Source organism: Sphingobacterium sp. GW821-FHT03E03, assembly GCF_059420745.1.
In genome coordinates, this window is sequence record NZ_JBWKUH010000001.1 from 110,723 (window position 1) to 122,233 (window position 11,511).

Genomic DNA, 11,511 nt, shown 5'->3' on the forward strand with positions numbered 1-11,511 from the left:
TTTCACAAATACCATTGCCTTCCCACTTGTCCGCATTGATTAAAAGTGTAACTTAAAGCCTCGTTCGAATACCAATAAAAAAATTCATCGGACGACCTTTAACCATAAGGAAGGTTAAAAAAAACAGCTGTATAACAAATGATCCTAAAAATCTATCAACCTGAGAGCCCCCTATTGAAGCGCTATATTGCGTGTTTTTATATCCTCGAGAAAACTGCAAGCGAGAAGCCTGTTACCTATTTTACCTTTCCCAGTATTTATACCATCGTGACCATCAGCGAACAGACCAGTACGTTCGTCACAGCCGACAAGATCATTACAACACATTGCCCCACAGCCCCCATAGAGACCAACCTTGTTTGCGACTTTAATCAGCCCGTCCTGATCAGCTACGAGGGAAAAATAAATGAAATCACCACCTACTTCAAGCCGCTGGGGCTAAGTGCTTTTATCGCGCATGACCTGCGGCACTACAACAGCGGAACTTTTCCCGATTTTAATCCCCACGCCGATTATAAAGAGGTCATGGCCACCATTCTCTCCATCGCAGATCATCAGGAGCGCATCCAGGCCCTGGAAGCCTATTGGCTCTCAAAACTCAAACCTTTTGAAGATCTGCTGCTGGAAAATGTGCTCCGCGAAATGCTCGATACCAACAACCTGAATCAGTCCATGACGACATTGTCGCGCAAAATCGGGCGATCACGGACAACGATCAACAAACATTTTGATCAGCATATCTGCAAGAGTCCATCGCAATTCAAAAAAATAGTCCGGTTCCGGGCAGCTATTCAAAGCCAGCAGGATGATAAAAACAATATAGGCCGATCCTATCATGTCGATTATTTTGATCAGTCGCACATGATCCGGGATTTTAAAAAATTGACAGGTTTTACACCAAAAGTGTTCTTTTCCAAAATAGCAGCCCTGGAGCGGGATGAGATCAAATGGATTTTTATTTAAGGGGTTTACAAAAATACAATGACCGCATTTTTTTTAATAGTAACATTGCTGCATAATTAATTGATGCAACAGTCCATGAAGTTTATTCTATTCATTATCCTCTGTCCGATGCTGGTTCTTGGACAGCAGAACACATCGGCAAAACTAGCCGACTATATGCAAGCACAGGTTGCCATTAATCATTTTAGCGGAACAGTGCTTGTGTCAAAAGATGCTGTCCCACTACTCAAAAAAGCCTATGGGCTGGCCGATTATGAGTGGTCTATTCCCAATACCGTCGATACCAAATTTCAGCTGGCCTCAGTCACCAAACAATTTACTGCGACAGCGATCCTGCAATTGGTCGATCGCGGCCAGTTATCCCTTGATGATAAACTCAGCAGATTTTTTCCAGATTATCCCAAAGCCGACAGTGTCAGCATCCATCAGCTATTGTCCCATTCCTCCGGGCTGGCCATGGGTTTCAAAGAAATCGCTGTATCCAGCATCAGCAGTGATTCCGCCTATGCGGCCATCAAGCAGATTCCTTATGTATTTTCACCCGGCAGCCAAAATGCTTATAGCAACATCGGTTATTACCTATTGGCGAAGATCATTGAAAAAGTTTCAGGTGAACCTTATGCTACTTTTTTAAAGAAAAATATCTTTGAAAAAGCAGGCATGAACAATACAGGCGTCAGCAACAATGACTCCATCGTATCCAAAATGGCAAAGGTCTATTGCCATAGCGAGCATAGCCTAATACGCAATCCCTATATCAACTGGCAGATCAATCTTGGTCATGATGGCGTTTACTCGACCGTCGAAGATCTGGCGCGATGGGACAGCCTGCTTTATGGAACCGCTATTTTATCTGCCGAGATGAAGAAAAAAATGTTTACGGCCCATAACGCCGAAAACTGGGGCTATGGCTTTATCATCAATCCCTTTTATAACCATGGGCATCAGCTGATCGCACACGATGGTGGTTTTTTTCGGCACAATGAGTTCCTTTAACCGCTTTACGGATGACAAACTTTTTGTCACGGTCCTTTCCAATAACGAATCACTCTCCCATATGATTGCTTATGGACTTTCAGCAATTGCATTGGGAAAAGAAGTCGAGCTCCCCTATCGCCATCAGCGTATTCAGGGGGATTCAACACAATACCATCGCTACCTGGGCCGGTATGAAAAGGTTCAGATCCTAAGCCTGAATGGAAAACTGTATTACAATGACACCGAAACAGAACTTATTCCCGAGTCCAGCACCAAATTTTTCAGATCAGACGATAACGACAGGACCATAGAATTCGTAAAGGGCAAAAGCGGCGTTTACGATAGCATTATTCTAACAAAAGCCGGTGTAAAGGAAATTCTCAGAAAAAACACGACGCAAGACAATAAAAAACGTCCCGCCAAATAGCGAGACGTTTTTTATGGGAGACTCCATTGCTTTTTTCCGGTTCCAGTGGCATAGGTCGTAAGCTATCCGCTCCAAAACCTACAGGTCGCCTAAAAACCTATTTTTTGAAAATCCAGCCATGACGCTTTTTGTTTTTAAGCTTTGATATTCCACGGCTTCTGGTACATCTGATCCAGCTTTTCCGCCAGAAGTTTACCGTTGCTCCGGTTCTAGTTGAGGCGAATCTGCCGGTCTACTCCTTTCCTTCCAGCAGCGCATTGACGCACCACATATAGGCCGCCTGACCGTGGTAATCGCCGCTGTGACGGGGACGATCATAATAATACTGTTTATCATTCTTTTTATTGGTGCCCACGCAGATCTCCGAAACCGCGCCTTGATCATCCACATAGTTGGCCAGCGCCAGCCAGGCACGACGGGCCACAGGACCATACTGTTTTGCACTGAGCCAACCCTGTTTTACACCCGAAATGATTGCATAGGCAAACATAGCCGACCCGGATGTTTCGGCCCAGCAGTCGGCCTCGTCGATCAGCTGATTCCACATCCCACTTTTGCGCTGCTGTTGTTTCAGACTCTTCATCATCGTACGGTAGCCCTTCAATATACGGGGTCGGTCCGCATGATCCTGTGGGAGCATATGCAGCAACTCGGTCATGCCAGCTGCCATCCATCCGTTACCACGGCCCCAGTAATAAGGCACATCTGGTGCATGATAAAACAACCCGTTGGGGCGCTGTAATTCATCCAGATAAAACACCATTTCTTTGGCTGCGCGATCGAGATATTTCGATTCATCGGTCGCTTTAAACGCGGCAGTTTGTACGATCGTAATCATGTACATATCGTCAATCCAGAGGCGGGTCTGCCAGGAGTATCCTTTTTGTGCCCAGTCCTTTTCGGCCTGACTGGCATTTTGTGGCAACTCCCATTGCGTATCGGCGTAGGGCAAGCCAAGGTCCAGGTAGCTTCTATCTTTGGTCAGCTGATAAAGCCGCAACGGAAGACTCCCGAACATATTTAAGTCGACGTGATTTTTAATGGGCAGCAGCAGCTGCTCGCTTGCCGTTAATTTCGAGAAGCGGTCTTTCATGGCCTGCATCAACTCCTCATCACCGGTTAAGTGTGCATAGTTAATAGCACCCGTCCAATAAAACGTCTCCGGATAACTGATCCATTTCCCAGCGTGCAGCATATGCTTGCCTGCAATGAAACGATGTGCAATGCGGTGTCCTACTTCCTTGGGGTCCGCAGCAGCCGGAAAATTTGCCAGATCGGCCTGTGCCATTAGATAGTGAACAGGAAGCACCAATAAAAACAAAAGGATTTTCTTTATCATACCAAATCATTTTATGTTTTAAATTACTGTGTTTAAAAAAATCCTGCACCGATCTCAAGAGAGCGGATCGGTTCAGGAGCATCGACAGGACTAGTCTGCTGTTGCTTCATCCGCAACGGCATCCTCCCATTTATCCCATACCGGAGTAGCGGGATTATAACCGTCGTAGCCATAATTTTGCTTTAACTGGCCTTTAATGTTGGAAGTAATCGCCACATTTGGAATCGGCCAGTACATATTCTTTTTGTCCATGGTATACTTGATATCACTTAGACCCGTTGCATTGACATGAATGATTGCTTTATTATATAAGCTATAATGCACGATACGCTGATACCAGTAGCTTCCACCGATCGCATCAGTACCACTCTGTTTGTCGAAATTGTCCAGATTGTATACATTTCCCCATTCATCAGGTCTACCACTGCGTGCCAGGCAGAGCGATACCCTTTTCAGTTCCACATTGCGCCATTCCTCCCAGTAGAGTTCGCGGGCCCTTTCGTTCATGATATCCCCAATGCTCACTGTTCCCTGATACAGCTCGGTACATTTTGCGCGCTGGCGCACGGCGTTTAGGTCGTCTTTGATCGTTCCATCGGCTGGGTTGATATAATATTTAGCTTCGGCGCGCAAGAGGTAAGCCTCGGCCAGGCGATACAGGTACCAGTCGGCAACACTGCCATTGGTCGCCCCGCGTGAACCGTCCGAACCACTGATATTAGCCTCACTAACGGGATCATCCAGGAAAAATTTATAGTGTGGCACATCATACCAGCGGCGGATGGAGTCGCTACAAAGGAGTTTACCCGTTTCGGGATCTTTCAGCGTGACCGGCTTCCCAAAATCCTTTGAAGCCTTATTGTTTACCTTGTAGTCTTCCATCCGCAGCCAGTTTCCCACTTTGGCGCTGTGGCGCAGATCACCTTCGTCTTGCTTACCGTTTACAGCCCATACCCCCTTCGATTGGAAAGATGTTGGCCGGAAAGTCGCGATACCGCGGCCAAAAGCGCGCATATAGTCATATTTTGCATTATAATCCCCACTGTTGCGTTTGATGTTCAACAAGGCCTGTTTACCATCCGTTGTCTGTATACGGGTGTCAAACACAAAGGGATATAAGATCCGCATGGTCAGCATTTTCACAAAAGACTCCGCATCGGCACCCCTGTTGGGCATCCCCATGATCACCTCGCGGTTGGCCGGAATCAATTTGTTTTCAGGACGGTGCATATCCCAGATGACGTTACGCGTGATGGGCCAGGTCTGCGCCTCGCCCCCATCATTGAACGTTCCGAAGCTTTCGGTCATCAGCGCATAACCCGATTGATCGATCAGCATATCGGTCTGTTCCTTGGCTTTCTGATACGCTCCCAGGGCCAGGTAACATTTGGCCAGCAACATCCGGCAGGCCCCTTTGTTGATCATGCCAATCAGGTTCATATTTTTCTGGTCGGGCACCCATTGTACGGCAAATTCCAGGTCTTTGGTAATCATCTGCAGAATAGCGTCACGTTTGGTGCTCCGGTAATTTTGTTTGGGCACATCGATAATAGTCGTGACCAAAGGGACATCGCCGTATTCAAAGACCAAGGCCATATACCGGAATGCACGGTGAAAATATGCCCGCCCTTTGTAGGCATTTTTATCCTGTTCGCTCAAGGTCTGCACCTGATCCACATATTTGATAATGGTGTTGGCATAACTGATGCCTTTATAAGTTTCCTCCCACAGGTACCACATACTATTGGAGCGGTCGAGGTTCTGTAGGCTGGAGTTGTCGCTTGTCGGGGTGAGCATATTGGCCACATCCGCCATCATGCTGCGCTTGTCTGTATTGCTGGCCACCATCAGTTCGGAGAAGATGTACTCCGTACCGAGGGTCAGCATCTCATTATGATCCGTGGCCCAATACCCCTTGAGGTGGCGGTCACAGATAGCCATGGCCGACAGCAGGCCAGACTCGGTATTAAAGGTCTCATTGGGCAGATAGATAGACAGTGGGTCAGGCTGTAGAAATTCTTTCGAACAGCTACTTATGGCCAGCGCAGCAGCAAGTAGGATGACGATCCCCCTTTTACGGGATCTGGATTTATTTATTGTCAAGTTCATAGCGATCAAATTAATCAGGTTATAAAGATAAATTCACACCGAAGGTAAACATCCGTGAAGCCCAGGAACCCGTCTCCGGATCACCATACTCCCATTCTTTGGTCCAGGTGGCCACATTGCGCACGGTGCCATACAGCTTCACCCGGTTCAAGTTATACTTGGATGTAAATGCCGTTGGCAGCGTATAGCCTACAGAAATATTGTCGAGGCGGATGAAAGAGCGGTCATAAAGCCGCTGTGCACCCTCGGCCCCGATGGGTCCTTTGGCCTCAATACGGCCATAGCGATCTGTGGGGTTATCTGGCGTCCAGTATTCCTTCGCTGGCAGGTTAGCCAGTCCATAAGCCATCCGTCCGCCATCATCGTCGTTGTTCAGGTAATTGCCCGACAGGCTTTTGTGCCCCATATACGAATAGATATTAAACGAAAAGCTAAGGTCTTTCCATAAAGTCAGTTCATTACGCATCGACCAGCGGAAACGCGGATCGGTCTGTCCCAAAAAGACCTTGTCGTTATTGTTGTACACCGGTTTTGTACCATTGGCATTGACCACATCATCTGCTGTATACACATTGGCCACTTTGGGGTCACCGGGTGCCTGCCCATATTTGGCCGCGTCGGCAGCTTCATTGGCCTGCCATATGCCTGTCACACGATAGTCCCATATCGTCCCGATGGGCTGACCGATAAACCAGCCATTCGAAATCTCGTCCATTTCCTTGCTGCCGACCACGTTCCCATTGGCATCCAGCACGTCTTCGTAGTTCTTATACAGATGCACAATCTGGTTCTTATTGTACGAGAAACTGAAGGTGGTGGACCATTGCAGCGTTTCCTTTTTGAGGTTGACCGTATTTAAAGTCAGTTCAATTCCCTTGTTGTCCACTTGCCCCAAGTTGGTGGTGATGCGGCTAAATCCTGTAAAATTGGGCAGCTTCTGCTCCATGATCATATCATGGGTCTGCATCAGGTAGTACTCCAGTGTACCCGAAATCCGGTTTTTTAGGAAGCCGAAGTCGAGGCCAAAATTCCATGCCGTGGTCTTTTCCCATTGCAGATTGGGATTAGCCAGGCGGTCTACCATCAGGTACCGATACTGGAGGAGTTCGCCGGCCGAATTGAGGTAACCATGCATTTTGCCGCTGCCTGAATACAGGTTGGCAAGTGCCAGGTTGGGATCAGCAAGCTGTCGATTGCCATTTTTACCGTATGAAACACGCAATTTCCCATAATCCATCACATCGGTCCATTTAAAGAACTTCTCTTTGGTAAAGTTCCAGGCCAGGGCCAACGAAGGAAAGGTCGCATACGGATTGGAGGTACCAAAGGCCGAGTAGCCATCCCGCCGGATGGAAGCCGTAAGCAAATAGCGATCGTCGTAAGAATAGAATAAACGGGCCAATAAGGCATCTGCTGTCTGGTGCGTGTCGTAGCTATCGAAGCTGCTGTTTTCCTTCGAGCCATTTTCGGTATTGTGAAAGCCCAGCGCATCCGAAGGTAAGATATTACGGGCCTCAATGCGGTCTCTCCAGGATTGCTGCTCCTCGGCTTCCTGCACCAAAGTCAGCATCAGTCGATGCTTGTCCGCAAAGGTCTGTTCCCAACTGATGGTATTGTTGAGCGACCAGTCAAAGCGTTTGGTCTGCTCGCGGTTTGCCCCACGATCGGCGGGGTTAGATCCGGGGAGCTCGGCCGACATAAAATAGCGGTCGTGGAAATACTGCAGGCGCGGCGACGCGTTGAAGGAATAGGTTATGTTAAAAGGCAGTTTAATTTTCGCATTGAAAATGGAATTAAATACCGTATACCCTTTGTCCAGCTCGAGATATTTCTTCTGAAAATCATAGTTATAACCACGCTGGCTGAACTGCTCGCTGAGCGGATATTGCAGGGGGTTGCCGTTGGCATCGGCATAATCGGCGTAAGGGCTATTGCGCAGTGTCTGATCCATATCGATATCGATGTTACCGTCGGAGCGATCCTGAAAATTCACATTCGCGCCCAATTCCAGCCAGTTGGTTACATGTGCATTGATTTTCATATTGGCGCGGGCAGCCTTGTATGTATCGCTGACGACGGTACCCTCATTTTTGAGGTACCCCATGGATAGGTAATAGTTGACCCTATCGCTGGCACCACTGACGCTGGCATTATAATCCTGGTTGAAACCCGTGCGAAAAGTATGGTCGGCCCAATCTACCGTTTTTCCGTCCAGAAAGTTCTGCAGTGCATTTCCCTGCAGGCCCAATCGGCGGCCCCAGATACTCTGGTCAGATTCGCCATTCTGATTGGTCGACTGCGCGCGCCAGGCATCGAGCGATAAGGATGAAGGCAATTGGCCGGGATTGAGGTAAAAGCCATAGGGCACGGTGAGGTTTCCGTTGTCGTCACGCGTTTGATAGGCCCCATAGATCCCCGTCGTCGGATCGATGCCATAGGTATTCTTGGTATACCAGTCTTCCCGATGCTGCATATAAGCTTCCGGACTGAATCTTTTGCGGTATTCGCTCAGTTGAGTAGCACCCGCATTCATGGTCATATTGATGGTTGGCTTCCCCTGTTTGCCCTTTTTGGTACTGATGATAATGACACCACTGGCAGCCTTGGACCCGTAGATGGCCGCCGCAGAGGCATCCTTTAAGATGTCGATCTGCTCGATATCATCCGGGTTGATTTCAGAAAGCTCACCATAGAAAATCATCCCGTCAAGTACCAGCAAAGGATTATTGTGCCCGCTGTTGCTATCGTAAACCGAACGCTTACCACGCACCTCAATGGAGCCACCACCTTTTGCGGAGGCATCATAGCCGATATTCATCCCTGCCGAACCACGGAGGATATCCTGTACGGTTTTGGGGTTTTCATTGGCAATGCGATCCGGATGGATCTGCAATACCGAGCCCGTCAGGTCCTTTTTGCGCATGGTGCCATAGCCCACCACGACCACTTCATCCAGCTCGCCGGTGGCGGATGTTAACTGCACATTGTAGACCTTGGCCGGCGTCAGGTCAATTTCCTGGCTCTTGTAGCCCAGCAGCTTGAATACCAGTTTTTTTGCATCCAGGGGTACCGAAATAGCATAGGTACCATCAGCTTTTGACGCGGCACTGATGTTACTGCCGGGTACATTGACCGTCACTGCTGCTAGCGGCTGGCCATTGCTATCAGATATCTTACCGGTAATTTCGCGGTTTTGTACCTCAAGGCTAACCATTGAATCGGAGGGCACATTGGCTTTTAACGACATTGCAGGAGCAGCCAGCGAGACCAGACAGAGCAGGCAGGAACAGGGCATCCATTTGCCAGTTCCAAAGCGATAAAAGCGATTTTGTTTTAGTTTACAATTATTTCCCATAAAGAAATATTCACTTTAGGTGATTTATAAATTTTATAATTGGCTCCCTCGTGTTAAGGGATTTTAACTGTAAAAGTGAAGAATAGCCCTTAGAAAAACAGGACTCGATCGTATCAAAAAAGTGCTATTTTGTCTCAATAACACGATTTTCAATATAAAAAATCAATATGAGTAGGTGGTTGGGTATGAAATTGTACCAGAAACTTCCAAAAAACAGAGCAGACAAAATTTAACTACAACGTTTTCGTATTTTTTATATTACAGAAATATACAGCGCTAAGGGAGCAATCTGTGGGATCAAATGAGACGCTCTCGAAGCAGGCGTTTAGTCAATTGCAAAATGTTGAGCCTATCTTTCAGATAAACATTGGTCATCATATTGGGATTACGCAATAATTCACTTGTTTAATGAATCAAAGCAGGATGTACCTTAATCTTCTATGCGTATAGCTACACAATAAACTTTCTGATGCTCATCATATAACCTAGATGCAGCCCTTCATGAAAATTATTCCATTCGAAGGCATCGTATATCGAAGTGAGATGAAAGCCCGTCCCCGTAGTACGTTCATGGTAGGTCACAAATTTGTTGTTGTTAAAATCACTGATCGTCGGTTCTATCTGTTCAAGGAGCAATCTTTTCAGCAAGTCGGCTTCCTGTTGCCCTACAGGTGCAGTAGGCTTTGTTCCGGACTGGTAGTTTAAAAAGACTTCCTCGGGAATGTGTCCTGCAACATCAGATCCAATATAAATCAATTTATGCTGTGTGGCAATGATATGCCCGATATTCCATATGAGGTTGTTGCTGAAGCCGTCGGGAATGCGATTGAGCTGTTCCAATGAATAATTTTCGAAGAACTTGAGGTAGGCCTTTCTGCTCGTTTTCCAGGCGCTAAAGAGTGATTCCATGAGATATAAATAGGGTTAACAAGAGTGATCCTTATAGCTTTCCGCTTACCACATTCAGTTGGCAATAGTCATTGCCTGTGATTTTCCATTTTAGCCCCCAGTGGTGCAGATCAAGGATAATCTTCAGCAGTTCCTTACCCTTTTCTGTTGGGCTATAGCGAATCTGAGGAGGTATGGTATTTTCAATATCTTCGGTAACGACAAGCGCTTCTTCTTTCAGCTCCTTTAAACGTTTGCTCAGCACCTGATCTGAAAGTGTTGGAAACATTTTTTTTAAGGTACTGAATTGCGATACATCCTCTGCAATACAATATAAAATCTGCATTTTCCAACGCAGTGCTATTTGTAGCAGTACTTCGTTCACATCGCATGCCTGTGCCAACGTCTGCAGATTTTCCGTATTGGTCGATTGTTCTTTTCGGGGTGTTGCCATTTTAAATATCAATTTACAGCCACTCACTTCAGGATGAGTTATTGTGTGGACAAAAGCTTGCCTATACCTTTGTCAGGTATTAAAAAACAGTATAAAATTATAAAAAAATGAAACAACTGAGAACTTTATTTCTGCTGCTCCTGCTATTAGGCGGTATCCTATCCGGCTACGCACAAAACCAAGGTCATCGGCCGACCTATGTGCTGGTGCATGGCGCCTGGCATGGTGGCTGGTGCTGGCAAGACGTCGCACAAAGGCTAACTGATGCACACTACAAGGTCTACGCTCCTACGCTGACCGGACTGGGCGAGCGTAAACATCTGATCGAGCCGTCGGTCGATATTGACACCCATATCCAGGACATTGTCAACCTGATCGAGATGGAAGATCTGCATGATGTGTATCTCGTGGGGCACAGCTATGCCGGTGCCGTGATTGCCGGAGTTGCCGATCGCATTCCGTCACGATTGCACAAATTGATTTTTCTAGACGCTATGATTATTGAAGATGGCCAGAGCCCCATTTCGTTGCAACCCAAGGCTGTGCAAGAAGTTCAGCTCAAAAATATTCAGCGCAAAGAAAATTTCGCTCCTTTTGATGTTGCTTTGTTTGGTGTTACAGTACCCAGCATGGTCGCCTGGGTCAAGGATAGGCTCAGCCCACAACCCTTTGGTACATTCGCCCAGCGGCTGCACCTAAAAAATCCATATGGCAATGGATTACCCTTGGTCTATATCGCATGCACGGATCCACAACTTCCCATTATGAAGGAGATGAGTGAAAAGGTGCGAAGCGACCACAAGCTCAACTGGCAGTATCGGGAGATCGCTACGGGGCACGATGCCATGCTCACAGAGCCGAAAAAATTGGCCGGTATGCTTATGGAGCTTGTGGATTGAATTTTGGTTGATTGCCGAGAAAATAGACTTGGCAATCAACCAAACTAAGCAACCGCTGCTAAAGCCTTTTGGGCTTCAATATAAAAGGCTGGATGCTCG

The 11,511-nt window shown here is 47.1% G+C and carries 9 protein-coding genes; 4 read left to right on the forward strand and 5 right to left on the reverse strand.

The genetic code is table 11. The features are described from left to right. The first annotated feature begins 138 nt into the window (after window positions 1-138). The 3 genes from AC07UV_RS00435 (at window position 139) to AC07UV_RS00445 (ending at window position 2,368) form a co-directional block, all read left to right on the forward strand. Window positions 139-963: a helix-turn-helix domain-containing protein gene (locus AC07UV_RS00435; protein WP_495182292.1), complete on the forward strand. Its 825-nt coding sequence runs from the start codon at window positions 139-141 to the stop codon at window positions 961-963. Between the two features lie 75 nt (window positions 964-1,038). Next, on the forward strand, window positions 1,039-1,959 hold the full coding sequence (locus AC07UV_RS00440; protein ID WP_495182293.1) for a serine hydrolase domain-containing protein: 921 nt from the start codon (window positions 1,039-1,041) through the stop codon (window positions 1,957-1,959). After that, window positions 1,946-2,368, forward strand: coding sequence for a hypothetical protein (locus tag AC07UV_RS00445; RefSeq protein WP_495182294.1), 423 nt, complete (start codon window positions 1,946-1,948; stop codon window positions 2,366-2,368). The genes AC07UV_RS00440 and AC07UV_RS00445 overlap by 14 nt, the downstream gene beginning before the upstream one ends. Window positions 2,369-2,600: 232 nt before the next feature. Here the strand turns inward: AC07UV_RS00445 and AC07UV_RS00450 are convergent, their stop codons facing one another. From AC07UV_RS00450 to AC07UV_RS00470, 5 genes are all read right to left on the reverse strand, one after another. Next, the gene (locus AC07UV_RS00450; RefSeq protein WP_495182295.1) at window positions 2,601-3,707 is read right to left on the reverse strand and encodes a glycoside hydrolase family 88/105 protein; all 1,107 of its coding nucleotides are present in this window, start codon (window positions 3,705-3,707) and stop codon (window positions 2,601-2,603) included. Window positions 3,708-3,797: 90 nt separating this feature from the next. Continuing rightward, entirely contained in the window at window positions 3,798-5,816 is a 2,019-nt protein-coding gene (locus AC07UV_RS00455) for a RagB/SusD family nutrient uptake outer membrane protein (protein ID WP_495182296.1), read from the reverse strand. 19 nt (window positions 5,817-5,835) lie between these two features. Further along, complete coding sequence (locus AC07UV_RS00460; protein ID WP_495182297.1) at window positions 5,836-9,171, reverse strand: SusC/RagA family TonB-linked outer membrane protein; 3,336 nt, start codon at window positions 9,169-9,171, stop codon at window positions 5,836-5,838. 450 nt (window positions 9,172-9,621) lie between these two features. Beyond that, the gene (locus AC07UV_RS00465; RefSeq protein ID WP_495182298.1) at window positions 9,622-10,080 is read right to left on the reverse strand and encodes a DinB family protein; all 459 of its coding nucleotides are present in this window, start codon (window positions 10,078-10,080) and stop codon (window positions 9,622-9,624) included. Window positions 10,081-10,111: 31 nt separating this feature from the next. Next, window positions 10,112-10,513 carry a winged helix-turn-helix transcriptional regulator gene (locus tag AC07UV_RS00470; protein ID WP_495182299.1) on the reverse strand — a complete coding sequence of 134 codons (402 nt, stop codon included), beginning with the start codon at window positions 10,511-10,513 and terminating at the stop codon, window positions 10,112-10,114. Between the two features lie 107 nt (window positions 10,514-10,620). Between AC07UV_RS00470 and AC07UV_RS00475 the strand changes: the two genes are divergently transcribed. Continuing rightward, window positions 10,621-11,412: an alpha/beta fold hydrolase gene (locus tag AC07UV_RS00475; protein ID WP_495182300.1), complete on the forward strand. Its 792-nt coding sequence runs from the start codon at window positions 10,621-10,623 to the stop codon at window positions 11,410-11,412. Window positions 11,413-11,511 lie beyond the last annotated feature (99 nt).

What these genes read in the sequence shown, in the direction of transcription:
- AC07UV_RS00435 (WP_495182292.1), top strand. Translation starts at nt 139, where the DNA reads ATGATCCTAAAAATCTATCAACCTGAGAGCCCCCTATTGAAGCGCTAT.
- AC07UV_RS00440 (WP_495182293.1), top strand. Translation starts at nt 1,039, where the DNA reads ATGAAGTTTATTCTATTCATTATCCTCTGTCCGATGCTGGTTCTTGGA.
- AC07UV_RS00445 (WP_495182294.1), top strand. Translation starts at nt 1,946, where the DNA reads ATGAGTTCCTTTAACCGCTTTACGGATGACAAACTTTTTGTCACGGTC.
- AC07UV_RS00450 (WP_495182295.1), bottom strand. Translation starts at nt 3,707, where the DNA reads ATGATAAAGAAAATCCTTTTGTTTTTATTGGTGCTTCCTGTTCACTAT.
- AC07UV_RS00455 (WP_495182296.1), bottom strand. Translation starts at nt 5,816, where the DNA reads ATGAACTTGACAATAAATAAATCCAGATCCCGTAAAAGGGGGATCGTC.
- AC07UV_RS00460 (WP_495182297.1), bottom strand. Translation starts at nt 9,171, where the DNA reads ATGGGAAATAATTGTAAACTAAAACAAAATCGCTTTTATCGCTTTGGA.
- AC07UV_RS00465 (WP_495182298.1), bottom strand. Translation starts at nt 10,080, where the DNA reads ATGGAATCACTCTTTAGCGCCTGGAAAACGAGCAGAAAGGCCTACCTC.
- AC07UV_RS00470 (WP_495182299.1), bottom strand. Translation starts at nt 10,513, where the DNA reads ATGGCAACACCCCGAAAAGAACAATCGACCAATACGGAAAATCTGCAG.
- AC07UV_RS00475 (WP_495182300.1), top strand. Translation starts at nt 10,621, where the DNA reads ATGAAACAACTGAGAACTTTATTTCTGCTGCTCCTGCTATTAGGCGGT.